This is a genomic window from Exiguobacterium sp. A1_3_1 (assembly GCF_048985645.1).
Taxonomy (GTDB): domain Bacteria; phylum Bacillota; class Bacilli; order Exiguobacteriales; family Exiguobacteriaceae; genus Exiguobacterium_A; species Exiguobacterium_A indicum.
Window position 1 is genome coordinate 1 of sequence record NZ_WBYY01000030.1, and the last position, 24130, is coordinate 24130.

The following is a 24130-nucleotide window of genomic DNA, read 5'->3' on the forward strand; positions in this document are numbered from 1 at the left end:
AGATGTGTATAAGAGACAGAATATGAATGGTATATTCATAACAACTTCTAGAAATGCATTATAGGAAGTCTAGCAGAGATGATCGTTCAATACGATTCAAGTCCTGAACCCTTTCTCCCATCCTAAGCCGGTGTATTGTTTCCCCTTAAGTCGTCCCCCAAAGACGAAGCGGTGCAATGAACGGGTGGTGGATCGAAAGGACCGATCAGGAAGTGAACGTAAGCTGGCGATCATGTCGAACAGGCGCCGTCCTCCACGCGGAAGAGCGAACAATTCCGAATGGAGCTGGGTTTTCCTTCGTAGCATTTCTAACCACATTATTCGTGTTGTCGGTTCGCCGGCAACGCCTTTTTTTGTTTTCTGGAAGTTTTTTGAGCCGGTCGCTTGCCAGGATAGAATCTCCTTGCTACAATGCGAATAAGGAAAATTACTTTAATTCATATCCGATTACTCGGAATTAACTGGTGAGATGGAGGACGACAAGGCATGACAGTACGTTTTATGGATGTTTTCACAGAATGGGCATCGACGTATGACGAGACAGTAACCGGACACGATCCGGAGTATAAAGAGGTTTTTCGTCGATACGATGAGATTTTGGATACAGTAGCGGATAAAGCGCAGTCGCCGGTCATTGAATTCGGAGCAGGCACAGGGAACCTGACACAACGTCTTCTGGCACGTCACGACGCCGTACTCGCCGTCGAACCAAGTCCGGAGATGCGGGCAATCCTGACGGAAAAGATTCCGTCACTTGATGTACAAGACGGTCACTTCCTCTCGTTCGAAGCGAAGGAAGCACGCAGTTTTGTTTCGACGTATGCGTTTCATCATCTAACAGATGAGGAAAAGGGAGAAGCGATCGAACTGATGGCATCACATTTACCGGCAGACGGAAAAATCGTCTACGCGGATACGATGTTCGTCTCAGAAGAGGCACGCCTGCAAACGATTCGTGAAGCACGTGCTCAAGGGTTCGACGCGTTAGCGGAAGATCTCGAACGCGAGTTCTACCCGTTGATTCCAGTCATGGAAGAATTGTTTACAGCACGAGGATTCACTGTTAAATTTATACAATACAATCACTTCGTCTGGCTCGTAGAAGCCGAGAAAATGGGGGAATAAATCATGGCACTTCAAAAAATGAACGTCGAAAGCTTTAACCTGGATCATACGAAAGTCAAAGCACCTTATATCCGCGTCGCGGGTTATAAAGAAGGTAAAGTCGACCAAGTCGTCAAATACGATATCCGTTTCACGCAACCAAACGTTGAGCAAATGCCGATGCGTGCGATGCACACACTCGAGCACTTACTTGCTGAAAACATCCGTAACTACTCGGATGATGTCATCGATGTCTCGCCGATGGGATGCCAAACAGGTTTCTACATGGCGATGATGAACTTCGACTCGGTCGAAAAAATGAGCGAACTCGTTGAGAAGACGTTGAAAGACGTCCTCGCAGCAGAAGAGATTCCAGCGCAAAACGAAGTCCAATGTGGATTTGCGAGCGCACATGACCTCAAAGGAGCGAAGCACTATGCCGAGAAAATGCTTGCCGGTCGTGATGAATGGGACATCGTCTTCGGATGATCGCGAACAACGTCCGCGACCTCGTCGGAAACACACCACTCTACGAGATCACTTCATTCGATTTGCCTGCTGGTACGCGCATTTTGGCGAAGCTCGAATGGATGAACCCTGGGGGCAGCGTCAAAGACCGCCTTGGCATTCAACTCGTTGATGCAGCAATCGAAAACGGACATGTGACACCAGGCGGTACGATCATCGAGCCGACAGCCGGGAATACCGGCATCGGCTTGGCGCTCGCCGCTAAAAAATACGATCTCCAAGTCATCTGTGTCGTTCCGGAAAAATTCAGTCAGGAAAAGCAGACGTTGATGCGGGCACTCGGCGCAACCGTCGTCAACACACCGACTGAACTCGATATGCAAGGGGCCATCGACCGGGCAAAAGAACTCGGTCAAGAAATTCCGAATAGTTACGTTCCGTTACAATTCGAAAACGAAGAGAACCCAGTCACGTATCAGCGGACACTCGGTCCTGAGCTGATTGCGGACTTGCCGCACATCGACTGGTTCGTTGCCGGTTGTGGTTCAGGTGGTACGTTCGCCGGAACAGCGGACTTCTTAAAACAACGTCTCGGTACAAAAGCAGCAATCGTCGAACCGGAAGGCTCCGTCTTAAATGGTGGTCCAGCCGGTCCGCATAAGACAGAAGGTATCGGTACAGCGAAATGGCCAAGCCTCGTTCCGCGTGAACTCGTTGATGAGATTCATACGATTTCTGACCGCGATGCATTTGACGCGGTTCATACACTCGCTGCTCGCGAAGGATTACTCGTTGGTAGTTCAGCAGGTGCAGCGCTCGTTGCTGCGCTTGATATCGCAAAGCGTCACCCCGGCAGTACGATCGTCACCGTCTTCGCAGACAGTGCCGAACGCTATTTAAGCCAACAAATCTTTGAAAAGGTGGACGAAACTCATGCGTAAGAAGACAGCATTGATTCATGGAGGAACAGGTGTCGATCGGGCAACAGGAGCCGTCACACCTCCAATCTATCAAACAAGCACATACAAGCAGGATAAAATCGGTCAACTTAAGGACGGATACGAATACTCACGGACAGCGAACCCGACACGGACGAGCATCGAACGATTGATTGCGGATCTCGAGGGCGGCGCACGTGGTTTTGCGTTCGGTTCTGGGATGGCAGCGATTCATGCCGTCTTCCACTTGCTGGAGTCTGGCGACCACATCGTCATGACGGATGACGTCTACGGTGGTACGTTCCGCTTGATGCAACGCGTCTTACCGAAGTTCAACATCGAAGTGACATTCGTCGATACGACGGACCTTGCGGCAACGGAAGCAGCGATCCAAGACAACACGAAGATCGTCTACGTCGAAACACCGACGAACCCGTTGTTGAAAGTAACGGACATTGAAGCAATCGCAACGATCGCCAAACGTCACGATCTTAAACTCGTCGTCGACAACACGTTCGCGACACCTTATCATCAACAACCACTCGCACTTGGTGCAGACATCGTCTTGCACAGTGCGACGAAATACATCGGCGGACATTCGGACGTCGTCGCTGGACTTGTCGTCGTCAAAGATGATGCGCTCGGCGAAGAGCTGCACTTCATCCAAAACTCGACAGGCGGCGTGCTTGGACCGCAAGACAGCTTCTTGCTCGTCCGTGGTCTTCGTACACTCGGTATCCGAATGGATGCGATCGAAGAGACAGCACATGATCTCGTTGCGTTCCTACAAGCGCAAGACATCGTCTCGAACATCTTCTACCCAGGACTTGCATCGCATCCTGGTCACGACATCCAAACGAAACAAGCGACTGGATTTGGTGGGATGATCAGCTTTGATGTCGGTTCAGCAGCGAACGCAGAAAAACTCGTCGAGGCGACACACTTCTTCACACTCGCTGAGAGTCTTGGTGCCGTCGAGAGTCTGATTTCGGTGCCGGCACGGATGACGCACGCGTCAATCCCAGCAGAACGTCGGGCAGAACTCGGCATCACGGACGGTCTCGTTCGGATTTCAGTTGGACTTGAGGATGCGGAAGATTTGAAAGAAGACTTAACACGTGCTTTCACGTTCCTCGAAAAAGTTTCTGAAAAAACTGTTTGACAACAAAAATAACCCCTGCTAATATTCAGAATATATTCTACAAACTTAATACCGAAACTCTTATCGAGAGTGGTGGAGGGACTGGCCCGATGAAACCCGGCAACCGCGGATCTAATCCGAAGTGGTGCTAATTCCAGCAGACAAAAGTCTGGGAGATGAGAGCAAATGGTTTTGTGTACTGAAAAGTGCGCGCGTTTGCTCTAAAACGCGCGCACTTTTTTTATTTTAGGAGGGACAGTTGTGATTCGTTTACAAGACGTAGGAAAGATTTATCGCTCAAAGCGCGGAGCGGTCGAAGCCGTCGCGAATGTCGATCTGACAATCGAGCGCGGTGAAATTTTTGGAATAATCGGTTATTCCGGAGCAGGGAAATCGACCCTGATCCGATTACTGAATATGCTCGAAGCACCAACGAGTGGTTCGATCCAAATCGATGGTGTTGAAATGACATCACTAAAACCTAAGGAATTACGAGGCGTCCGCAAGAATGTCTCGATGGTCTTCCAACACTTCAACTTACTATGGTCACGGACGGTTGAAGAGAACATCATGTTCCCACTCGAGCTCGGTGGCTTCCCGAAAGCACACCGCAAGGAACGGGTCGCGGAACTGATCCAACTCGTTGGTTTGGACGGACGCGAAAAAGCCTATCCGTCACAATTATCCGGTGGTCAAAAACAACGTGTCGGTATCGCTCGGGCACTGGCATCGAACCCGGACGTTCTCTTATGTGACGAGGCAACAAGTGCACTCGATCCGAAGACGACGGACTCAATCCTTGAGTTACTCGTCGACATCAATGAAAAACTGAAACTGACGATCGTCTTGATCACACACGAGATGCACGTCATTCAAAAAATCTGTCACCGGGTCGCCGTCATGGAAGCCGGTAAAATCGTCGAGCAAGGACCGGTCGCAGAAGTCTTCCGTCATCCGAAGCAAGCGATGACGAAGGAATTCGTCAAACAATTGACGTCGCCGTCGGAGAACGAGTTAACGTTCGCGAAACTACGCGAACGGTACCCAACCGGAAAAATCGTTCAGTTGACGTTCGTCGGATCGACAGCAGAAAGCCCGATCCTCGCGGAAGTCATGAAGGATTCGCCGGTCCTGTTCAATATCATCGGCGGAAACGTCGGTCAATCACAGGAAGGGGCACTCGGTACACTGTTCATTCAGTTGATCGGGGAAACAGAAGCAACACAAGCGGTCATCACAAAGCTTCAAGCCAGTGATGTTGAAGTGGAGGTGGATCACCGATGATTTCATTCTTTGACAATCTAGATTGGGACATGGTGTGGGAAGCGACAGGCAGTACCGTCTATATGACGGCAATCGCTGGTGTTTCGACATTCGTCCTCGGTTTGATCATTGGTTTACTATTGTATGCGACAAACGAAGAGTTATTGTTCAAGAATCGGACGTTCTATTCAGTGTTGAGCTTGGTCGTCAACGTCTTCCGTTCGATTCCGTTCATCATCTTACTGATCTTATTGATTCCATTTACGACAGCAATCGTCGGTTCGTTCCTCGGACCAACGGCAGCATTACCGGCACTGATTTTCGGTGCTGCACCATTTTACGGTCGGATGGTTGAACTCGCGTTACGCGAAGTCGATAAAGGTGTCATCGAGGCAGCTGAATCGATGGGCGCGACGAAGTTCCAGATCATCTATAAAGTCTTAATCCCGGAAGCGTTGCCTGCCATCGTTTCTGGTATCACGGTCACACTCGTCTCACTTGTCGGTTATACGGCAATGGCCGGAGTAGTCGGCGGAGGTGGACTTGGGGACATGGCCTTCATCGAAGGATTCCAGCGTTCTCAAAACGATGTCATCGTCATTGCGACACTCTTAATCTTAGCGATCGTCTTCGTCATCCAAATCATTGGTGACTTGCTGATCCGCGCGATCGATAAACGTTAATTCGAAACTTAATCATATTGGAGGAATCATTCATGAAAACTTGGAAAAAATTCGTAGGTACTGCTGCTGTATCCGTCTTAGCTATTAGCCTTGCTGCATGTGGCGAAAAATCATCAGGATCAGGTAGCGACGACAAAACACTCGTCGTTGGTGCTTCGAACGTACCGCACGCTGAGATTCTTGAGCACGTCAAAAAAGAATACGAAGCAAAAGGTTACAAGCTTGAAATCAAGAAGTTCCAAGATTACGTACTTCCGAACAAAGCGCTCGCTTCAAAAGAAATCGATGCGAACTACTTCCAGCACGTACCGTATCTTGAGCAACAAGAAAAAGAAAACAAATCATATAAGTTCGCGAACGCAGGTGGCGTCCACGTTGAACCACTCGGTATTTACTCGAAGAAATACAAGTCACTCGATAAGTTACCAAACGGTGCAACGATCTTAACGAGCTCAAACGTCGCGGAACGCGGTCGTGTCTTGACGTTCCTTCAAAATGAAGGATTGATCAAACTCAAAGACGGTAAAACGACAGATGCACAACTCGGTGATATCGCGGAGAACCCGAAGAAACTCAAGTTCAAGACGAACATCGAAGCATCACTTCTTCCGCAAGCTTACAAAAACAATGAAGGCGACGCCGTCCTCATCAACACGAACTATGCGATCGATAACGGTCTGAACCCATTGAAAGACGCGATCGCTTCAGAAGATGAGTCTTCACCATACGTCAACATCATCGTTACACGTGATGGCGATGAAAAAGACAAGCGTGTCACAGCACTTCTTGACGTTCTGCACGAAAAGAAAAACCAAGATTGGATCCTCGACAAGTACAAAGGTGCGGTCGTTCCAGTCAGCAAATAAGTTCACCGAAGCCGGCATCCTTCCTATATAATGGAAGGATGCTTTTCATTTGTCTGAAACAGGGGTTAGGGGGAATCATATGCAACGCATACGTCAACTGCATCCGTTGACACTCGGGGTCTTGTTCGGGACGTTTTTCTCACGTCTCGGAACGTTCATCACGATGCCGTTCTTCGCCATCTACATGACGACCGTCCTGAAATTTGATCCTGTCGATGTTGGCTGGGTACTCAGTATCTCGGCGATCGCCAGTCTCGTCATGAGTTTCATCGGCGGCACCTTGTCGGACCGGTATGGTCGCCGGGCGATGATGCTTGCCGGAACGATCGGATTCGCGATCGTCTTCATTGCGCTGGCACAAGTCGAGACATTCTGGGCATTCTTTACGCTCAGTGCTTTGAACGGGGTCTGTCGTTCGATTTTTGAACCATCCGCCCGTGCCTTGATCAGTGATACGACGGACGAAGCGAACCGATTGTTCGTCTTCAATATCCGTTACGCGATGATCAACATCGCAGCAGCGATCGGACCGGGAATTGCTTTACTGCTGAGTGCGGGGAACACGTCCGCGACGTTTTACATCACAGCGTTCGTCTATATCGTGTACGGGGGGATGATCGGTATCTTATTCAAACGCCATCCGATCACCGAGACGCATGGTGGGAAAAAGGTATCGTTCGGAGCAACGGTTCGTCTGTTGCGGACGGATATCGCTTTTACGCTGGCACTCGCTGGCATCATCTTCGGGGTTTTCGGCTACAGTCAGTTCAACTCGACATTGCCACAGTTCTTGACGGAAACGTCACTGCTTGAAGGCGGGAAGACACTCTATGCGATTTTGATCACGATCAATGCGATCACCGTCTTGATCGTTCAATATCCGATCATGAAGTTTGGTATGAAGACGTCACCACTCGTCTCGATCACGACCGGGATTGCGACTGTTGCGATCGGATTGTTCATCATGGGAAATGCGAACGCGATCTGGTTGATGATCGTCGCGATGTTCATCTTCACGTGCGGGGAAGTCATGATGTTCACGATGACCGACATCTTGACCGATCGGTTCGCCAAACCAGAATTACGGGGCAGTTATTTCGGAGCGATGGGCTTGACGTCGATCGGACAATCAATCGGTCCGATCGCCGGAGGACATTTGTTAAGTTTATATGGAGCGGACCGTCCGTTACCGATTTTCGGGATATTAGCGGGCTTGACATTATTCGGAATACCACTGCTCTTACTGTCACAACGGATTCATCGGGCTTCGACGATCGAGGAACTCGAGGAACCGGTGAAACTTTCGAATGATTCTCAACAAAACGCATGATTTTGAGAAAAATCAACGAGCGATGACGCTTGAATAATACGCGATGTTTCTTTAAGATTAGAATGATACTAAATTAGTAACGCTCGTGTTCTGAATCGTCAGTCACGAAATGAATAGATGGAGGGATTCTAACATGAAGGCTTCACACTTGAAGATTGAAGATCTACACGTCGCGATCGACGGCAAGGAAATCTTGAAAGGCGTCAACTTGGAAATCAAAGGCGGGGAAATCCACGCGGTCATGGGACCAAACGGGACAGGTAAATCAACACTCGCATCAGCATTGATGGGTCACCCATCGTACGAAGTGACATCTGGTTCAGTCACACTCGACGGCGAAGACGTCCTCGACATGGAAGTCGATGAGCGCGCACAAGCGGGTATGTTCCTCGCAATGCAGTACCCAAGCGAAATCAGTGGTGTCACGAACTCAGACTTCCTTCGTTCAGCGATCAACTCGCGTCGTGAAGAAGGCGATGAAATCTCACTCATGAAGTTCATCCGTGAGCTTGATTCACAAATGGGTCTTCTCGAGATGCCTTCAGAAATGGCACACCGTTACCTCAACGAAGGTTTCTCAGGTGGAGAAAAGAAACGTAACGAAATTCTTCAGATGATGATGCTTAAACCAGCGATCGCGATTCTTGATGAAATCGATTCAGGTCTTGATATCGATGCATTGAAAGTCGTCGCAAAAGGTGTCAACGAAATGCGTTCACCAGAATTCGGCTGCTTGATCATCACGCACTACCAACGTCTCTTGAACTATATCGAGCCAGACTTCATCCACATCATGATGGGCGGAAAAATCGTCATGTCTGGTGGTAAAGAACTCGCACACCGTCTCGAAGCAGAAGGTTATGACTGGGTTAAAAAAGAACTCGGCATCGAAGACGTCGAAATCGAAACAAAAGCGTAAGACGAGGGAGGAAGCATGATGACTGTAGAACTGAATCTTGCAGTAAATCGCGAGGCAGTGGCAGAACGTGCGACTCGCTTAGGGGAACCATCTTGGATGGTCGCAAAGCGTCAAGACGCGCTTGATCTTGCCCCAACGCTCGCATTGCCAAAAGTAGAAAAAATCAAGATCGAAGGCTGGAACTTCACAGAAGGTACGACGGAACTCGAAACCGTCACTGGTCTTTCTTCAGATATCGAAGCATTGATCGGCGAAAACCGTGATCACATGCTCGTCACGCGTAACGGACAACTCGTCCACGCGCAAAACAGTGAAGCGGCGAACGGCGTCATCTTCACGACGCTCGAAGACGCATTAAAACAACACCCAGAACTCGTCGAGAAATACTTCATGACGGAAGGTGTTCAAGTTAACGAAGATCGTCTTGCGGCATTAAACGCAGCACTTCGTAACGGCGGTACGTTCCTTTATGTACCAAAAGGCGTTAAGCTTTCTGTACCGATGCAAGCGATCTATACGCTTGAGCAATCAGGTGCAGCGCTTTACCATCACGCGATCATAGTCGCAGATGCGGACAGCGAATTGACGTATATCGAAAACTTCGTCTCTTATGGTGACGAAGCGCATAACGTCAACGTCGTCACAGAAGTCTTCGTTGAAGACAACGCAAAAGTCCTCTTCGGTGGTGTCGATACGTTATCGAAAGGTGCCATCACGTATATGAACCGTCGTGGTGTCGTCAAACAAGGCGCGAAGCTCGAATGGGCACTCGGTCACATGAATGACGGTCACACAGTTACAGAAACAAAAACACATCTCGTCGGAAACGATTCGTTCTCAGATACGAAAGCCGTTACGGTCGGTCGTGGAGAGCAAAAACAAAACTTCAACGTCCGGACGGACCACTTCGGTAAAGGATCAGAAGGTTTCATCTTGATCCACGGTGTCCAAAAAGACGCAGCAACATCTATCTTCAACGGAACGTCGATGATCCATCACGGCGCTTCGAAATCAAACGGCGTTCAAACGGAACGTGTCCTCATGTTGTCTGAAAAGGCACGTGGTGATGCGAACCCAATCCTCTTGATCGATGAGGATGACGTCATGGCAGGGCACGCGGCATCTGTCGGTCGTGTCGATGAACTACAACTCTACTACTTGATGAGCCGTGGCCTTTCACGGAAGGAAGCAGAACGCCTCGTCGTTCACGGATTCCTCCAGCCAGTCGTCTCGGAACTTGCGATTGACTCGGTGAAAGAACGTCTCGTTCAAGTCATCGAAGGGAAAGTAAACTAATATGGGAATCGATGCATCCATCCGCAATCAGTTTCCGATCCTCGACCAACAGGTCAACGACCGGAAACTCGTCTATCTCGATAGTGCGGCCTCTTCGCAGAAGCCGCTCGTCGTCATCAATGCGATTGACGACTACTATAAGACGATTCATTCGAATGTGCACCGTGGCGTCCATACGCTCGGAACACGAGCGACGGATGCGTACGAAGGTGCGCGTGAGAACGTTCGTCGTTTCATCCAGGCGCAACACCATGAAGAAATTATCTTTACCCGCGGCACGACGACGGCGATCAACATCGTCGCGTCAAGCTACGGCATGGAGCATGTCGAAGAAGGCGACGAAATCGTCGTCACATACCTCGAACACCATGCGAATCTCATCCCGTGGCAACAAGTCGCTAAACGCAAAAAAGCGAAGTTGAAATACGTCGATTTGACAGCTGATGGTCGCGTGACGGTCGAAGCGGTCGAAGCACAACTGTCCGACCGGACGAAGATCGTCGCGATGGCACATGTCTCGAACGTTCTCGGTACGATCAATCCGATCAAAGAAGTCGCGCGTCTTGCTCACGCTCGAGGTGCCGTCATGGTCGTTGATGCCGCGCAAAGTGCACCGCATCAACGGATTAATGTCACGGATCTCGACTGTGACTTCCTCGCCTTCTCTGCACACAAGATGTGTGGTCCGACAGGTGTTGGTGTCCTTTACGGGAAAAAGGCGTTACTCAATGCGATGGAACCCGTTGAGTTCGGTGGCGAGATGATTGATTACGTTGGTCTTGAAGAGTCGACGTTCAAACCGTCTCCATATCGTTTCGAAGCGGGTACACCGATTATCGCAGGCGCTGTTGGTTTATCGGCAGCGATTGATTTCTTAGAAGAGATTGGTTTAGAGAACGTCGAAGCACACGAACGTGAACTCGCGCAGTACGCGATGGCACAAATGCGTGACATCGACGGACTAACGATCTACGGTCCGGAAGAACGCGTTGGACTCGTCACGTTCAATCTCGGTGATGTCCATGCACATGACGTCGCAACCGTCCTTGATATGCAGGGAATCGCGGTTCGCGCCGGTCATCACTGTGCACAGCCCCTGATGCGTTGGCTCGGAGCGAGCTCGACGGCTCGCGCTAGCTTCTATCTCTATAACACGAAAGAAGAGGTTGACGCACTCGTGACAGGACTTCGCCAAACGAAGGAGTATTTCAGTCATGGATTTTAACAATCTCGATCACTTGTATCGTCAAGTGATCATGGATCACTATAAAACTCCCCGAAATCGCGGTGCGATCGAGGGGGGCGTCACGATCGACATGAACAATCCGACGTGCGGCGATACGATTCGTCTCCAGCTCGCGATTGAAGACGATGTCGTCCGTGATGCGAAATTTGACGGGGAGGGCTGCTCGATCAGCATGGCGTCTGCTTCAATGATGACGCAACTCGTCAAAGGTAAGACTATCGAAGAAGCCTTACGACTCGCGGATATCTTTTCGGACATGGTCCAAGGAAAAGACTATGACGACGAATCGTTCGACCTCGGGGACGTCGAGGCACTCTCGGGTGTCACGAAATTCCCGGCACGGATCAAATGTGCGACACTTGCCTGGAAGGCGCTCGAACGCGGCGTAGAAGAAGGGAAGTAAACTTCGGTCACAAGCAAGTAAGAGGAGGAAATGAACATGGCAAAGAACATGCCGGAAATTGGCGATTATAAATATGGTTTCCACGATCGCGATATCTCGATCTTCCGTTCTGGACGTGGCTTGACGACTGAAGTCGTCGAAACGATCTCGAAAATGAAGGAAGAACCACAATGGATGCTTGATTTCCGTTTGAAATCACTTAAGATCTTCAACGAACAAGCGATGCCAGCGTGGGGTGGCGATCTCTCAGAATTGAACTTCGACGACATCACGTACTACGTCAAGCCGTCTGAACGGGCAGAGAAATCGTGGGATGAAGTACCAGAAGAAATCAAACGTACGTTTGACAAACTCGGTATCCCAGAAGCAGAGCAAAAATACTTGGCAGGTGTCTCGGCTCAGTACGAGTCAGAGGTTGTCTACCACAACATGAAAGAAGACCTCGAAGAAATCGGTGTCGTCTTCAAAGATACAGATACAGCGTTAAAAGAGAACGAAGATATCTTCCGTGAGTACTTCGGAAAATTAATCCCGCCAACAGACAACAAGTTCGCAGCTTTGAACACAGCGGTCTGGTCAGGTGGATCGTTCATCTACGTACCAAAAGGTGTTAAAGTCGATACGCCGCTTCAAGCCTACTTCCGCATCAACTCGGAAAACATGGGTCAATTCGAGCGGACGTTGATCATCGTTGATGACGAAGCATCGGTTCACTACGTCGAAGGATGTACAGCACCGGTCTACACAACGAACTCGCTTCACTCAGCGGTCGTTGAGATCTTCATCAACAAAAACGCTTACTGCCGTTACACGACGATCCAAAACTGGGCGAACAACGTCTACAACCTCGTTACGAAACGTGCGATCTGTGAAGCTGGCGCAACGATGGAATGGGTCGATGGTAACATCGGTTCGAAACTGACGATGAAATACCCAGCCGTCATCCTCAAAGGTGAAGGTTCACGTGGTATGACATTGTCGATCGCAATCGCTGGTAAAGGTCAACACCAAGATGCGGGTGCGAAGATGATTCACTTAGCACCGAACACATCGTCGACGATCGTCTCGAAGTCGATCTCAAAACATGGTGGTAAAGTCACGTACCGCGGTATCGTCCACTTCGGACGGAAAGCGACAGGCGCACGTTCGAACATCGAATGTGATACGCTCATCATGGATAACCAATCGACGTCGGATACGATTCCGTACAACGAAATCCTCAACGATAACATTTCGCTCGAGCACGAAGCGAAAGTCTCGAAGGTCTCGGAAGAGCAATTGTTCTACCTCATGAGCCGCGGGATTTCACAAGAGGAAGCAACGGAAATGATCGTCATGGGCTTCATCGAGCCGTTCACGAAAGAACTTCCAATGGAATATGCGGTCGAAATGAACCGTCTCATCAAGTTCGAGATGGAAGGTTCAATCGGATAATTCGTCTTGCTCTCTCATCTACGGATGGGGGAGTTTTTTCATGAAATGGTTATTGGGGTAAAGAGTGAAAAAGGAGGGATTATTATGCGTGACATCGTCTATTCCTTTCAAGTCTCGCTTGACGGTTATATCGAAGATGCGTCAGGTAGGATCGATTTCGCTTCACCGGACGCAGAATTACATCAGTATTTCAATGACTATGAGAAAGCGTTCGATACCCATGTCTATGGACGTCGTTTGTACGAGATGATGCAATACTGGGAGACAGCGGATCAGGAAGACGAGCCGATTGTCGTTGAGTATGCGAAAACCTGGCAATCGCTTGAGAAGGTCGTCTTCTCGCGGACGCTCGACGCTGTCGAAGGAAAGACACGTCTAGCGACCAAGTCACTTACCGAGGAACTTCAAGCACTAAAAGCCTTGCCTGGAAAACAGATTGCGATTGGTGGGGCGACGCTTGCTGCTGAAGCGATACGACTTGGACTCGTCGACCGTTATCATATCGTGATTTATCCTGTTCTGCTCGGCGGTGGAAAACGGATGTTTCCGGTGTTCGATCAACCGCAACACTTAAAAATGATCAAAACACAATACTTCGAATCGGGATGTATCATACTTGAATATGAACGTTTAAATTGAAGCATTGAAGAAGAAATCCCGGATTCTGCTATGCTATGATGAATAGGTAGAATAGAACACGTAAGGGGGAGGAGCGCATGATATATATCGGTGTTACGGGCTGGGGAGATCATGATAGTCTCTACTTGACCCCGCAAGATCGTAAGGAGAAGCTCGCCGCTTATGCGGGACATTTTCCAGCAGTCGAGGTCGACTCGACGTTCTATGCGATTCAACCGGAACGAAACTACGAAAAATGGACATCCGAGACACCGGACGGGTTCCGCTTCATCGTCAAGGTCCACCGGGCGATGAGTGGACATGACCGGGAGAATAAAGATCCGCTCGGTCCGATTTTTGAACAATATATCGCGTCGATCGAACCGATGCGAAAGAGTGGAAAGATTGCAGCGATCCTCGTGCAGTTACCGCCCTGGTTCGATGTCAGCAAAATGCACTTGGAGTATTTGCAAACGATCCGGAAATCACTTGCTGGACTGCCGGTCGCGATTGAGTTCCGAAATCCATCGTGGTATTCGGAAGCTTATCGTGAGCGGACGCTCCGATTTTTGAAGGAACATCAGTTTATTCATACGATTTGTGACGAACCCCAGACCGAAGATGGTTCCGTACCATTCGTACCGGTCGTGACGCAGGAGACGGCATTCATCCGCCTCCATGGACGAAATAAAGCGGGTTGGTTAAAGAAACCGGGTCAAAGCAGCGACGATTGGCGAAAAGTCCGCTGTCTCTACCGCTACTCAGAAGACGAGTTACAGGAACTCGCAAACCACGTCCGAAACGTAGCAGCGGAAGCAAAGGATGTATATGTCTTCTTCAATAACAACTCAGCAGGAGATGCTGCCCCGAATGCGAAACGATTAATCGAGATTCTCGATCTCGACTATGAACTCGCGCCGCGACAAATCTCATTGTTTTAAATCATCAAGGGGGGCTTCTGCATGAAGTTACACATCATTCACTATAATGATCTGCATTCACACTTCGACATGTGGCCTCGCTACATGTCCTTCGTCAAGGAACACCGGACGTATGATTCGCTCGTTTTTGATCTCGGCGATCATGCTGACCGTGTTGATCCAGCGACGGAAGCAACAAAAGGAAAAATCAATACGCATCTACTGAATGCGTTGATGCCGACTGCCGTGACGATCGGGAACAATGAAGGCATCACGTTTCCGCACGACTGGTTAGCGAACCTCTACACGGAAGCGGACTTTCCGGTCCTCGTCTCGAATTTAGAAGCACCGTTTGCCAAGCAAGGAGTCATTCACGAATTACCGACCGGAAAAGTCGGCGTCTTTGGTCTGACGGCACCGTATATCGAACTGTACGGTTTACTTGGTTGGACGATCGAAGAACCGTTTGACGTCGCAGCGCGTGAAATCGAACATTTGCGTCAAGAAGTCGACGTCTTGATTTGTTTGAGTCACCTCGGTTTCTATCAAGACGAAGAACTCGCGATGCGTTTTCCAGAACTTGATTTGATCATCGGTGCGCATACGCACCATGTCCTTGATGACGGTGTCGTTAAGAACGGTGTCTTAATCACCCAAGCCGGTAAACATGGGCAGTATGCGGGTGAAATTTATATGAATACGGATACCGGAGAGAAGGAAGCGGTCCTTCATTCCTTACACGATTACGTCGAGGACGAAGCGACGGCGAAATTACTCGACCGCGAACAGTATCTGGCGGAACAACAGATGAAGGAGCCGATTGGCGAGACATCGGGTCTAGCCAATGATTGGTTCAGCGAGTCGCCGTTCTCACAATTGCTTGTCGAGACGATGCGTGATTGGTGTGATGCTGATATCGCTTGTGTCCCGGCAGGTATTCTGCTTGGGTCACTTCCACCAGGTCCTGTCTCTGCCTTTGATTTACATCGACTCTGTCCGCACCCGATCAATCCTTGTAAAGTGACGATGACCGGAGTGGAATTACAAACTTTCCTCGACGAAGTCAAAACAGATCAGTTCGAACAACTAAAGGTTCGAGGTCTCGGTTTCCGTGGTAAGTTGATGGGGCGGATGCATTATGCTGGTTTGGCGGCACATCAACCGCTTGAGCCAACGCGAAACTATACGGTCGTCTTGCCGGATATGTTCACGTTCGGTCCACTCTTTCCAGCGATCAAAGAAATGCCAAAAGAATATTTCATGCCGGAATTGTTACGGGATTTGTTGTTCGAACGCTTATCGGAGAAGTCGGAATATAATGAATTACATGTTCGCAAACCCTGATTGTTTGTTATACTAAAGCAGACATGAATTGACTTTTTGGGGATGAAGGGGGAAGCGAAACCATGGGACGCGGAGAAATCCAACGTAAACCGGAATGGTTGAAAATCAAGCTGAATACGAATGAAACCTACACAGAATTAAAAAGTATGATGCGCGAGAAAAAGCTACATACTGTCTGTGAGGAAGCAAAGTGTCCGAATATCCACGAGTGTTGGGCGGTACGCCGGACGGCGACGTTCATGATTCTCGGAAGTATCTGCACACGTGCGTGCCGTTTTTGCGCCGTGACGACAGGACGCCCAAACGAACTCGATCTTGAAGAACCAAAACGTGTCGCGGAATCCGTTCGTTTGATGAACCTGAAGCACGCGGTCATCACAGCGGTTGCCCGTGACGATCTGAATGATTTCGGAGCAGGCGTTTACGCTGAAACCGTCCGTGAAGTTCGTCGGATGAATCCAGAGACATCAATCGAAGTCTTGCCTTCAGATATGGGTGGGAACTTTGAGGCATTGAAAACGCTGATTGATGCACAACCAGACATCATGAACCACAACATCGAGACGGTCCGCCGTCTGACACCGACCGTTCGTGCGAAAGCGACATACGACCGGACGCTTGAATTCCTTCGCCGTTCGAAGGAACTCGCACCTGAAATTCCAACGAAGTCGAGCTTGATGCTTGGTCTTGGTGAGACATGGGAAGAGATTCTTGAAACGATGGATGATCTTCGCGCAAATAACGTCGACATCATGACAATCGGTCAGTATCTCCAACCGACGAAAAAACACCTCGACGTCATCAAATACTATACACCACAAGAGTTCGCTGAACTGAAGCAGATCGCGCTCAGCAAAGGATTCTCGCACTGTGAGGCAGGTCCACTCGTTCGTTCGTCGTATCACGCGGATGAGCAAGTCAACGCAGCGAAAAAGAATAAAACAGCACTTCCGATCGACTAACGATCAAAAACCGTTCGAGCAGTTGCTCGGACGGTTTTTCGTCTGCCAGGCGAAATGGAATATGCTATGATAAGAACAGCAGGAGGTGGGAATAATGATACAAGTCAATCGGGAACGTTATGAGGTCGTCGAAGAGAAGCGGGAAGGTTTTAATGAGGAAGCCTTCATCGGTCGTTTTAGCGATGTCCTAGAGAAATATGATTATATCGTGGGGGACTGGGGGCACGGTCAATTACGGCTACGTGGCTTCTATGAGGATCAACACGAGAAAGCGACATTCGATACGAAAATTTCGCATGTGGCGGATTATCTCTACGAATACTGTAACTTCGGATGTGCCTACTTCATCGTCAAGAAGATCGGATTGGTAGAAGGAGAAGAAGCACCACCTCGCTTCGACGGTTCTTCATCCAATACGTTGAAGTTGAAACGGAAGTTCGCACCTGCACCAGAGAAGACGGAAAGCGAGTAATCAAACTGTCATACAGAAAAGCGTTTCTAGTGGACGGAATTCGGCTATTACTATAAGTATCATGTACCTATAGGGGGAACCATCCATGCGAATCGTTGGAATTTACTCATCCGTACCAGAAGTTGTTAGTGCCGTGCACGATCTCCGTGTTGCCGGTGTCGTCTCGACTGATTTAAAAGTCTTAGCACACGACAAATACGATCTCGAACAAATCGAGGAACTAGCGGATTTGAACAACCAACAGACATCTACGCGTCTGTCACAGGAAGATCATCGTAATCTCTGGCAGGAAATCAAGAGCATCTTCAAAAAAGATGACACGGCTTCCCACGGAGATGCTATTCGTGGAAGTGGCTTGACGAAGGAAGACGTCGATCGTGCGAATCATGCGGTCGAAAGCGGTCAATTCGTATTACTCGTCGGTGATGAAGCGGATCAGCATTCGGAGCGTCGTGCCCATGACGAGTCAGACAATACGAACGTCTTCAGCGGACCGAACACATTAAATGAACGAAACGATCGTCTCTTATAAGAAAAAGCCTTCGTCCGCGGACGAAGGCTTTTTTCATAGACCGATATAAGCGCGTAGATACATCTCGAGTTCCGTTGCCGCATCGTCTTCGACGTCAAACGCCGTCGCGATGTAGCCAGGTTCATCAAAATCGTCCGCACCGATGATCGCATAGCGATTCGATAAGAGATTCAAGACGAGAATCTTACCGTAAAAATGTTCCGAGTGCGTGATGGCGAGATCAAACCGACTAGCTTCTCCGATCCAACTGACAAAGCGTGTCTTCGTTTGTTCGACATCATCATATAAAAAATCACGTTCTTCCATCATTCAGCTTCCCTCATTTCCCTAACATCTGTTTCAGATTAAAGGGTTTGGGGGACTTTTTGCAAGTATGGTTTACGCGATAAGCTATGCTCGGCGATGACTTTTCGAATCGTCCGTGTCTTTGAACGCATGACAAGGGATGTCGTCTCAACGATATCATCCGTCAAGAACTTAACGCCATCGAGCATTTCACCCGTCGTGACGCCGGTCGCAGCAAAGATACAGTCGTCGCTTTTGATGAGGTCATCAAGCATCAAGAGTTGAAGCGGATCTTCAAGCCCCATCCGGATGACACGAGCAGTTTCTTCTTCGTTCATCGGGTGTAAGCGTGCCTGCATGTCGCCGCCCATCGCTTTAACGGCAGCAGCCGTGATGACACCTTCAGGAGCACCGCCTGTACCGATGAAGATATCGATTCCTGTCGCAGGAGAGAGTGGTGCGATTCCAGCTGAGACATCGCCGTCTTCAAATAGACGAACCCGTGCGCCCATCCGCATCGCGGCTTCGCGGAAGTGATCGTGACGTGGGCGATCCTGCATGATGACCGTGACGTCCTCAATCCGTTTATTGTTGTATTGAGCTGCTTTTTCAATGATGACTTCAAGTGGATCGTCGAGCGAGACGTGCCCCTTCAAGTTCGGTCCAACTGTTAATTTATCCATATACATATCCGGTGCGTGGAGCAGGGCACCTTGATCGGCGACAGCGATGACGACCATCGCATTACCGAGCCCTTTGGCAACAATGTTCGTACCTTCAAGCGGGTCGACCGCGATGTCAACGATTGGACCGTTCGCTGTTCCGACACGTTCGCCGATGAAGAGCATTGGTGCTTCGTCGAGCTCACCTTCACCGATGACGACCGTTCCGTTCATGTTGACCGTGTTCAAGACTTCGCGCATCGCAGTCGTTGCTGCATCATCCGCTTCATTTTTCTTACCGCGACCAATCCATTGAGCAGAAGCTAATGCTGCTGCTTCCGTAGCGCGTACGATTTCCAGTGCGAGTTCCCGTTCCATGTATATAACCTCCACGTCACAAATGTGACATACTATTTTCGGCAAAAATCTAAATTGAGGATAACACATTGAGGAATGTGATGCAAATGACCTTTCTGCTTTTCAGGATTGCCGGATAACGATAAAATGGAGGATGTGAGGGGGAATGAAGATGTATTTCGTCAATCGTCAAAAAATCGAAGAGACGGTCGTTTGTTATGAGACGGCACTTCGACAAAGTAAGGAAGTTACGGGGGATCCGGTGACGACGGCACTGGCTATGGAACGGATCGGTTTTTTAGTCATCGAAAGTGTCATCGACATCGGAAACAGTATGATTGATGGATTCATCATGCGGGATCCGGGAAGTTATGAAGATATCATCCTCATTTTAGAAGATGAGAAGGTCATCGATGGACCGCTCGCGACGAGTCTGAAGAAGCTCGTTGCGTTACGTACGTTGATCGTCCGGTCATTCACACAGTCGAGTATGGCGGAGATTCGGGCGGTACTTGAGACAGAGGAAGCAGAGCTACGTCGTTTCCCGGAAGCGATTCGCCGGTATATCGAGACAGAACTCGGACCGGTGTCTGCATTTTTACCAAACGAGGAGTGAGTCAGGATGAAGGCAAAAGGCTATTTATTTGATTTAGATGGAACGATGTATAACGGAACGGAACCGGTAAAAGAAGCGGTCGATTTCGTCAATCGTCTGCAAGCAGAAGGGATTCCGTATTTGTTCGTGACGAATAATGCGTCGATGACGGCAGAAGCCGTGGCGGAGAAATTACGCGGGATGGGTGTTCATTCCGATGCGAAACACGTCTTGACGAGTGCGATGGCGACCGGTCGTTATATCGCTGATCTATCACCGAAAGCGCGCGTCTATGCAATCGGTGAGACAGGACTGATTGATGCGCTTGAACGGGAAGGGTTAGACGTCGTCGCAACCGAAGCGGCAGATTACGTCGTCATCGGTCTTGACCGTCAGATCACGTATGAAAAACTCGCTGTCGGTGCCCTCGCGATTCGTGCCGGTGCCCGCTTCATCTCGACGAACGGAGACATCGCCATTCCGACAGAACGTGGATTCTTACCAGGAAACGGTGCCTTGACGTCCGTCCTGCGCGTGACGACGGAGAAGGAACCGTTCTTCATCGGCAAACCGGAACCGGTCATGGTCGATATCGCAACGGAGATGATTGGTCTGTCAAAAGAAGACGTCATCATGGTCGGGGATAACTACCATACGGATATTCTATTCGGAATCAACGGAGGCATCCGGACGATGCACGTCAATTCTGGCGTCCATACACCAGTCTTCATTCAAGGTCAGGATCGTCAACCGACATACATGGTCGATACGTTAGCAGAATGGATTTTATGAATCAAAAAATCCCGAACGAGAATTCGTTCGGGATTTCATGTATTAGAAGACTTGTTCGACTTCAACGACGCCAGCGACTTCTTCAAGAAGGGCACGTTCGATACCGGCCTTCAATGTGATCGTTGAACTTGGGCAGCTACCACAAGCTCCCATCAAACGGAGTTTTACGATTCCGTCTTCTACATCTACGAGTTCAACGTCTCCTCCATCACGAAGAAGGAACGGACGCAATTTTTCAAGAACTTCATTCACTTGATCAAACATTTCCATGCGTAAACACATCCTTTCGTATAGTTTCATTGTAACAGGGTTGAAAAATGTTCTCAATCTGGAAAACTTGTATACTAAAGAGGAGAGAATTGAAAAGGGGGACTTCAAGATGGAAATCACGGTTTATGGAACAGCGGTCACTTGTCCGAGTTGTGTCGGGGCACCCAGCTCGGAAGAGACGTTCAGTTGGCTACAAGCTGTCCTCGGACGGAAATATGAGCAAGCGATGACGCTTCGCTATATCGATTTCGAGACAGCAACATCGGATCAATGGACGGAAGCCTTGAAAGAGGATGTCTATTTTTATCCATTGATCGTGCTTGATGATGAGATGATTGACGAGGGGTACGTCAAACTGAAGACGATCACGGCAGCGATTGATGCGAAGTTAAGTCAGACGGGGTGAACGACAAAGAGGTATCCCAAAGGTCGGGACACCTCTTTTGCTCATTTAATCTTTTTGTGTTTCCATAAGACACCGGACTTCAAGAGACGTGGGACTTTCCCCGTCAGCGCTTGCTTGCCCATGACGATCCCGAAACCATCTGATTTCCCGAGCGATCCGAGCATTCCGCGCAGTTTGATTTCTGGCAGTTTCGGCAATTTTTTCCCTTGCCACTTCGCTTGCAAGACGTCGACGACTTGTTCTGCCTGATGTTCTGCGAGTTGACCGCTTGGCGCATACGGCAAGCTGGCACAATCGCCGATGACGAAGACGTTATCGTATTCCGGTACGTGATGATGTGCCGTCAATTTGATCCGACCACCGCTATCTGCAGCAAAGCCGAGATCACGAACGACCTTGACCGGCTGCGTACCTGCCGTCCAAATCGTCAAGTCCGACGGGTACGTATCGTCGCCGTTTCGGACGTCGTCCGCCGTGACGAGCGTGACGTTCGAATTGTTGATGACTTCCACGTCATGCTCCTCGAACCATTCCTGGACGTAAGATGAGACTTTGTCGGATAAGAATGACAAGACGGATGGACCGCGGTCGAACAGACGAATCGTTAAATCCTTCCGGCTTTCATGCAGTTCACTGGCGAGTTCGACACCAGATAGACCAGCACCGACGATCGAGACGACGGACCCCGGTGACAGACCACAGATCGCTTGCTGTGTCTTTCGAGATTCTTCAAGTGTCTGGATGCTGTATGTAAACTCTTGAGCACCCGGAATGTTGTGGTATTTATCCTCGCAACCGAGGGCGATGATCAAGTCATCATAGAATAATTCTGATCCGTCCTGCAGGTGGACCGTATTCGTCTCTGGTGAAATTTTAATGACATGTCCATATTTATAAGTAAGATGTTTCCCCTCCGGAAATTCAATCCGGACATCCCGATCTGATAATGTTCCTGCTGCGAGTGCGTAATATTCCGTTTTGAGTGCGTGGTACGGTAGACGGTCGACGAGCGTGACGGCAACTTCCTCGTCCTTGAATCGCTCACAAATCCGCATTCCACCATATCCTCCGCCGAGTACGACCAATTGCTTCATAACGTAAAATCCCCCTTAGTTCCCCTAAATCAGTCTGACCTTGTATAATACGACATGAGGCAGGTCGTTTCCTGCTTGAAGGAGGAAAAAAAGTGAATCCGATTATTGAATTTTGTATCAGTAACTTAGCGGCTGGTACACAGGTCGTCATGGAGCAACTCGAACGTGATCCGAACGTCGACGTCGTCGAATACGGTTGCCTCGGCTATTGCGGCATTTGTTCGCTTGATCATTTTTGTCTCGTTGATGGTGAGACGGTCGTAGGCGAGACGCCGGAAGAGTTGCTTGAAAAGATTTACCTAAAAATCGAAGAGAATGAGCTGTGAGCACGGACAGCCAAAAAATCCCCTCGTTCGTCTGAACGAGGGGATTCGTGTCCGTCAGCGGGCGCAGCTTTTCGGATCAGGCAGATTGTTGACGGCGCATCATCCATGGTCGTAGTTTCAAGAACAACGGAATGAAGAGTGCCGAGATGAACAACGCCTTGATGACGTTAAACGGTAAGATACCGGCTGTGATCGCTGTCCATTTGACAGCTGGATCCGCCATGTAGTCCATACCGAGGAACCATGCGTACGCTGGAAGGATCAAGATATAGTTGAGAATCGCAAGACCGAGTGCCATCGTTATCGTACCAGCGACGAGACCAGTTGCGAGACCTTGTGTTGATTTCTTTTTATGGTAGAACCAGCTGACAGGAAGCACGAATGCAACGCCAGCAGCGAAGTTCGCGAATTCTCCGACCGGAACACCACTTCCGCGGAAGATGTAGTATAGCACGTTCTTCAGTGCTTCGACGATGACACCTGCGACCGGTGAGAACATGATCGCTGCGACGAGAGCAGGAACATCACTGAAGTCGATCTTCAGATAGTTCGGTAAGAACGGTAGTGGAAAATTGATAAGCATAAGAACAAATGAGATTGAACCTAACATTGACAGAGTGACCATTTTTTGTGTGCGTTTCATACGAGTATTGTCTCCTTTTGCTCGTTCCTCTCGATGAAGTATTGGCATGACTGCGTCCATAAAGAAACCCCTATTGATGAAATCAACAGGGGAGAAGTCCGCATTAAATAAACCTAATCGATTGTTGCAAAAATCGATCAAATTCAAACTCATGCCGCCATCTTCTCCCATCCAGACTATACTGTCGGCTCCTGAATTACACAGAATCAGCAAATAGCGCCCTATTCGCTCGCGGGCTTCAACTCATAATAGTTGTTTACCGCCGGTCGGGAATTTCACCCTGCCCTGAAGATGGAACGATTATTTTGTTGTACATACCATTTATACAACGAATTCAAGATAGTTTCAAGCAACTAGGTTTCGATTCGCTCAGAAGTTGCGTATACTAAAGAAAAGGAAGGTGATGACATGATCCATTTAACGGAGGCAGCAGCGCTACAAGTCCAAGACATGATGGCGCAGGCACCAGCAGATGAACGGAATCTTCGGATGCTCGTCCAAGGTGGTGGATGTAGTGGTCTGTCGTACGGAATGGGATTCGACCAACAGAAAGAAACGGATCTCGTTTTCGAACAGCACGGCGTGACCGTCATCGTGGACGAAAAAGATTACCCGGTCGTCAAAGGACTGGAAATCGATTATAAGCAGTCGATGCTCGGCGGCGGATTCACGATCACGAATCCGAATGCCATCGCAACATGCGGTTGCGGGACATCGTTCCGGACGGCAACGAATGCCGGGACACCGGGTGGCTGTTAAGT

Annotated in this window: 29 protein-coding genes and 2 riboswitches; of the genes, 24 read left to right on the top strand and 5 right to left on the bottom strand. The window is 49.2% G+C overall.

Going from position 1 to position 24130, the window contains the following annotated elements; all coding sequences use genetic code 11:
- The first annotated feature begins 486 nt into the window (after positions 1-486).
- The 19 genes from F8N00_RS05030 to F8N00_RS05120 all read left to right on the top strand — a co-directional run bounded on the left by F8N00_RS05030 (position 487) and on the right by F8N00_RS05120 (position 17939).
- Entirely contained in the window at positions 487-1125 is a 639-nt protein-coding gene (locus tag F8N00_RS05030; RefSeq protein WP_023469166.1) for a class I SAM-dependent methyltransferase, read from the top strand.
- A 3-nt stretch (positions 1126-1128) separates the two neighbouring features.
- On the top strand, positions 1129-1593 hold the full coding sequence (locus F8N00_RS05035; protein WP_023469165.1) for an S-ribosylhomocysteine lyase: 465 nt from the start codon (positions 1129-1131) through the stop codon (positions 1591-1593).
- Entirely contained in the window at positions 1590-2513 is a 924-nt protein-coding gene (locus tag F8N00_RS05040; RefSeq protein WP_023469164.1) for a PLP-dependent cysteine synthase family protein, read from the top strand. Before F8N00_RS05035 ends, F8N00_RS05040 begins: the two co-directional genes overlap by 4 nt.
- Positions 2506-3672 carry a bifunctional cystathionine gamma-lyase/homocysteine desulfhydrase gene (locus F8N00_RS05045; protein ID WP_421017871.1) on the top strand — a complete coding sequence of 389 codons (1167 nt, stop codon included), beginning with the start codon at positions 2506-2508 and terminating at the stop codon, positions 3670-3672. The genes F8N00_RS05040 and F8N00_RS05045 overlap by 8 nt, the downstream gene beginning before the upstream one ends.
- 57 nt (positions 3673-3729) lie before the next feature.
- A riboswitch (SAM riboswitch) is annotated at positions 3730-3834 on the top strand.
- A 78-nt stretch (positions 3835-3912) separates the two neighbouring features.
- Entirely contained in the window at positions 3913-4935 is a 1023-nt protein-coding gene (locus F8N00_RS05050) for a methionine ABC transporter ATP-binding protein (protein WP_023469162.1), read from the top strand.
- A complete protein-coding gene (locus tag F8N00_RS05055) occupies positions 4932-5597 on the top strand; it encodes a methionine ABC transporter permease (RefSeq protein ID WP_421017872.1) in 666 nt (221 codons plus the stop codon). Before F8N00_RS05050 ends, F8N00_RS05055 begins: the two co-directional genes overlap by 4 nt.
- A 32-nt stretch (positions 5598-5629) precedes the next feature.
- Complete coding sequence (locus F8N00_RS05060; RefSeq protein ID WP_023469160.1) at positions 5630-6463, top strand: MetQ/NlpA family ABC transporter substrate-binding protein; 834 nt, start codon at positions 5630-5632, stop codon at positions 6461-6463.
- A 79-nt stretch (positions 6464-6542) separates the two neighbouring features.
- Complete coding sequence (locus tag F8N00_RS05065) at positions 6543-7793, top strand: MDR family MFS transporter (RefSeq protein ID WP_035396378.1); 1251 nt, start codon at positions 6543-6545, stop codon at positions 7791-7793.
- Between the two features lie 133 nt (positions 7794-7926).
- The gene (sufC, locus tag F8N00_RS05070; protein ID WP_023469158.1) at positions 7927-8712 is read left to right on the top strand and encodes a Fe-S cluster assembly ATPase SufC; all 786 of its coding nucleotides are present in this window, start codon (positions 7927-7929) and stop codon (positions 8710-8712) included.
- 18 nt (positions 8713-8730) lie between these two features.
- Positions 8731-10008: a Fe-S cluster assembly protein SufD gene (gene sufD / locus F8N00_RS05075; RefSeq protein WP_023469157.1), complete on the top strand. Its 1278-nt coding sequence runs from the start codon at positions 8731-8733 to the stop codon at positions 10006-10008.
- A gap of 1 nt (position 10009) precedes the next feature.
- Positions 10010-11233 (top strand): cysteine desulfurase, encoded by a 1224-nt coding sequence (locus tag F8N00_RS05080; protein ID WP_035396382.1) that lies wholly within the window; start codon positions 10010-10012, stop codon positions 11231-11233.
- Positions 11223-11657: a Fe-S cluster assembly sulfur transfer protein SufU gene (gene sufU, locus F8N00_RS05085; protein ID WP_023469155.1), complete on the top strand. Its 435-nt coding sequence runs from the start codon at positions 11223-11225 to the stop codon at positions 11655-11657. The genes F8N00_RS05080 and sufU overlap by 11 nt, the downstream gene beginning before the upstream one ends.
- A 36-nt stretch (positions 11658-11693) precedes the next feature.
- Positions 11694-13091, top strand: coding sequence for a Fe-S cluster assembly protein SufB (gene sufB / locus F8N00_RS05090; protein ID WP_023469154.1), 1398 nt, complete (start codon positions 11694-11696; stop codon positions 13089-13091).
- Positions 13092-13175: 84 nt separating this feature from the next.
- On the top strand, positions 13176-13730 hold the full coding sequence (locus tag F8N00_RS05095) for a dihydrofolate reductase family protein (RefSeq protein WP_023469153.1): 555 nt from the start codon (positions 13176-13178) through the stop codon (positions 13728-13730).
- Between the two features lie 77 nt (positions 13731-13807).
- A complete protein-coding gene (locus tag F8N00_RS05100) occupies positions 13808-14650 on the top strand; it encodes a DUF72 domain-containing protein (protein WP_023469152.1) in 843 nt (280 codons plus the stop codon).
- A gap of 21 nt (positions 14651-14671) precedes the next feature.
- Positions 14672-15973, top strand: coding sequence for a bifunctional metallophosphatase/5'-nucleotidase (locus F8N00_RS05105; RefSeq protein WP_035396386.1), 1302 nt, complete (start codon positions 14672-14674; stop codon positions 15971-15973).
- A 62-nt stretch (positions 15974-16035) separates the two neighbouring features.
- Positions 16036-16935 carry a lipoyl synthase gene (lipA, locus tag F8N00_RS05110; protein WP_023469150.1) on the top strand — a complete coding sequence of 300 codons (900 nt, stop codon included), beginning with the start codon at positions 16036-16038 and terminating at the stop codon, positions 16933-16935.
- A 94-nt stretch (positions 16936-17029) separates the two neighbouring features.
- The gene (locus F8N00_RS05115; RefSeq protein WP_023469149.1) at positions 17030-17407 is read left to right on the top strand and encodes a YutD family protein; all 378 of its coding nucleotides are present in this window, start codon (positions 17030-17032) and stop codon (positions 17405-17407) included.
- 85 nt (positions 17408-17492) lie between these two features.
- Positions 17493-17939: a general stress protein gene (locus F8N00_RS05120; protein WP_023469148.1), complete on the top strand. Its 447-nt coding sequence runs from the start codon at positions 17493-17495 to the stop codon at positions 17937-17939.
- Between the two features lie 33 nt (positions 17940-17972).
- Here F8N00_RS05120 and F8N00_RS05125 read toward each other — a convergent pair whose 3' ends face one another.
- Together F8N00_RS05125 and glpX are read right to left on the bottom strand one after the other, a co-directional pair.
- Positions 17973-18248 carry a DUF3055 domain-containing protein gene (locus tag F8N00_RS05125; RefSeq protein ID WP_023469147.1) on the bottom strand — a complete coding sequence of 92 codons (276 nt, stop codon included), beginning with the start codon at positions 18246-18248 and terminating at the stop codon, positions 17973-17975.
- Positions 18249-18283: 35 nt separating this feature from the next.
- Positions 18284-19264 carry a class II fructose-bisphosphatase gene (glpX, locus tag F8N00_RS05130; RefSeq protein ID WP_174316518.1) on the bottom strand — a complete coding sequence of 327 codons (981 nt, stop codon included), beginning with the start codon at positions 19262-19264 and terminating at the stop codon, positions 18284-18286.
- 151 nt (positions 19265-19415) lie between these two features.
- Between glpX and F8N00_RS05135 the strand changes: the two genes are divergently transcribed.
- Both F8N00_RS05135 and F8N00_RS05140 read left to right on the top strand, forming a co-directional pair.
- Positions 19416-19859, top strand: a complete 444-nt coding sequence (locus F8N00_RS05135; RefSeq protein ID WP_023469145.1) for a DUF86 domain-containing protein — start codon at positions 19416-19418, stop codon at positions 19857-19859.
- A 6-nt stretch (positions 19860-19865) separates the two neighbouring features.
- Positions 19866-20630 (top strand): TIGR01457 family HAD-type hydrolase, encoded by a 765-nt coding sequence (locus F8N00_RS05140; protein ID WP_023469144.1) that lies wholly within the window; start codon positions 19866-19868, stop codon positions 20628-20630.
- Between the two features lie 42 nt (positions 20631-20672).
- Here F8N00_RS05140 and F8N00_RS05145 read toward each other — a convergent pair whose 3' ends face one another.
- Positions 20673-20900: a NifU family protein gene (locus F8N00_RS05145; protein ID WP_012371190.1), complete on the bottom strand. Its 228-nt coding sequence runs from the start codon at positions 20898-20900 to the stop codon at positions 20673-20675.
- Between the two features lie 109 nt (positions 20901-21009).
- Between F8N00_RS05145 and F8N00_RS05150 the strand changes: the two genes are divergently transcribed.
- The gene (locus tag F8N00_RS05150) at positions 21010-21306 is read left to right on the top strand and encodes a DUF1462 family protein (RefSeq protein ID WP_174316517.1); all 297 of its coding nucleotides are present in this window, start codon (positions 21010-21012) and stop codon (positions 21304-21306) included.
- A 41-nt stretch (positions 21307-21347) separates the two neighbouring features.
- On the opposite strand, the gene F8N00_RS05155 is transcribed toward F8N00_RS05150, so the two are convergent.
- Complete coding sequence (locus F8N00_RS05155; RefSeq protein ID WP_023469142.1) at positions 21348-22400, bottom strand: NAD(P)/FAD-dependent oxidoreductase; 1053 nt, start codon at positions 22398-22400, stop codon at positions 21348-21350.
- A gap of 92 nt (positions 22401-22492) precedes the next feature.
- Between F8N00_RS05155 and F8N00_RS05160 the strand changes: the two genes are divergently transcribed.
- Positions 22493-22726: a YuzB family protein gene (locus F8N00_RS05160; protein WP_023469141.1), complete on the top strand. Its 234-nt coding sequence runs from the start codon at positions 22493-22495 to the stop codon at positions 22724-22726.
- Between the two features lie 76 nt (positions 22727-22802).
- Here the strand turns inward: F8N00_RS05160 and F8N00_RS05165 are convergent, their stop codons facing one another.
- Positions 22803-23369, bottom strand: a complete 567-nt coding sequence (locus F8N00_RS05165) for an ECF transporter S component (RefSeq protein ID WP_029342415.1) — start codon at positions 23367-23369, stop codon at positions 22803-22805.
- Positions 23370-23524: 155 nt separating this feature from the next.
- Positions 23525-23666: riboswitch (FMN riboswitch) on the bottom strand.
- Positions 23667-23777: 111 nt separating this feature from the next.
- On the opposite strand from F8N00_RS05165, the gene F8N00_RS05170 reads away from it, so the two are divergent.
- Complete coding sequence (locus F8N00_RS05170) at positions 23778-24128, top strand: HesB/IscA family protein (RefSeq protein ID WP_029342414.1); 351 nt, start codon at positions 23778-23780, stop codon at positions 24126-24128.
- Positions 24129-24130 lie beyond the last annotated feature (2 nt).

Excerpts from the sequence above, each read along its gene's own strand:
- F8N00_RS05030 (WP_023469166.1), top strand. The coding sequence starts at position 487 with ATGACAGTACGTTTTATGGATGTTTTCACAGAATGGGCATCGACGTAT.
- F8N00_RS05060 (WP_023469160.1), top strand. The coding sequence starts at position 5,630 with ATGAAAACTTGGAAAAAATTCGTAGGTACTGCTGCTGTATCCGTCTTA.
- F8N00_RS05100 (WP_023469152.1), top strand. The coding sequence starts at position 13,808 with ATGATATATATCGGTGTTACGGGCTGGGGAGATCATGATAGTCTCTAC.
- F8N00_RS05105 (WP_035396386.1), top strand. The coding sequence starts at position 14,672 with ATGAAGTTACACATCATTCACTATAATGATCTGCATTCACACTTCGAC.
- F8N00_RS05040 (WP_023469164.1), top strand. The coding sequence starts at position 1,590 with ATGATCGCGAACAACGTCCGCGACCTCGTCGGAAACACACCACTCTAC.
- sufC (WP_023469158.1), top strand. The coding sequence starts at position 7,927 with ATGAAGGCTTCACACTTGAAGATTGAAGATCTACACGTCGCGATCGAC.
- sufB (WP_023469154.1), top strand. The coding sequence starts at position 11,694 with ATGGCAAAGAACATGCCGGAAATTGGCGATTATAAATATGGTTTCCAC.
- F8N00_RS05150 (WP_174316517.1), top strand. The coding sequence starts at position 21,010 with ATGGAAATCACGGTTTATGGAACAGCGGTCACTTGTCCGAGTTGTGTC.
- F8N00_RS05045 (WP_421017871.1), top strand. The coding sequence starts at position 2,506 with ATGCGTAAGAAGACAGCATTGATTCATGGAGGAACAGGTGTCGATCGG.
- F8N00_RS05140 (WP_023469144.1), top strand. The coding sequence starts at position 19,866 with ATGAAGGCAAAAGGCTATTTATTTGATTTAGATGGAACGATGTATAAC.
- F8N00_RS05145 (WP_012371190.1), bottom strand. The coding sequence starts at position 20,900 with ATGGAAATGTTTGATCAAGTGAATGAAGTTCTTGAAAAATTGCGTCCG.
- F8N00_RS05120 (WP_023469148.1), top strand. The coding sequence starts at position 17,493 with ATGCGAATCGTTGGAATTTACTCATCCGTACCAGAAGTTGTTAGTGCC.
- sufD (WP_023469157.1), top strand. The coding sequence starts at position 8,731 with ATGACTGTAGAACTGAATCTTGCAGTAAATCGCGAGGCAGTGGCAGAA.
- F8N00_RS05080 (WP_035396382.1), top strand. The coding sequence starts at position 10,010 with ATGGGAATCGATGCATCCATCCGCAATCAGTTTCCGATCCTCGACCAA.
- F8N00_RS05065 (WP_035396378.1), top strand. The coding sequence starts at position 6,543 with ATGCAACGCATACGTCAACTGCATCCGTTGACACTCGGGGTCTTGTTC.
- F8N00_RS05170 (WP_029342414.1), top strand. The coding sequence starts at position 23,778 with ATGATCCATTTAACGGAGGCAGCAGCGCTACAAGTCCAAGACATGATG.
- F8N00_RS05055 (WP_421017872.1), top strand. The coding sequence starts at position 4,932 with ATGATTTCATTCTTTGACAATCTAGATTGGGACATGGTGTGGGAAGCG.
- glpX (WP_174316518.1), bottom strand. The coding sequence starts at position 19,264 with ATGGAACGGGAACTCGCACTGGAAATCGTACGCGCTACGGAAGCAGCA.
- sufU (WP_023469155.1), top strand. The coding sequence starts at position 11,223 with ATGGATTTTAACAATCTCGATCACTTGTATCGTCAAGTGATCATGGAT.
- F8N00_RS05115 (WP_023469149.1), top strand. The coding sequence starts at position 17,030 with ATGATACAAGTCAATCGGGAACGTTATGAGGTCGTCGAAGAGAAGCGG.
- lipA (WP_023469150.1), top strand. The coding sequence starts at position 16,036 with ATGGGACGCGGAGAAATCCAACGTAAACCGGAATGGTTGAAAATCAAG.
- F8N00_RS05095 (WP_023469153.1), top strand. The coding sequence starts at position 13,176 with ATGCGTGACATCGTCTATTCCTTTCAAGTCTCGCTTGACGGTTATATC.
- F8N00_RS05135 (WP_023469145.1), top strand. The coding sequence starts at position 19,416 with ATGTATTTCGTCAATCGTCAAAAAATCGAAGAGACGGTCGTTTGTTAT.
- F8N00_RS05035 (WP_023469165.1), top strand. The coding sequence starts at position 1,129 with ATGGCACTTCAAAAAATGAACGTCGAAAGCTTTAACCTGGATCATACG.
- F8N00_RS05155 (WP_023469142.1), bottom strand. The coding sequence starts at position 22,400 with ATGAAGCAATTGGTCGTACTCGGCGGAGGATATGGTGGAATGCGGATT.
- F8N00_RS05125 (WP_023469147.1), bottom strand. The coding sequence starts at position 18,248 with ATGATGGAAGAACGTGATTTTTTATATGATGATGTCGAACAAACGAAG.
- F8N00_RS05165 (WP_029342415.1), bottom strand. The coding sequence starts at position 23,369 with ATGAAACGCACACAAAAAATGGTCACTCTGTCAATGTTAGGTTCAATC.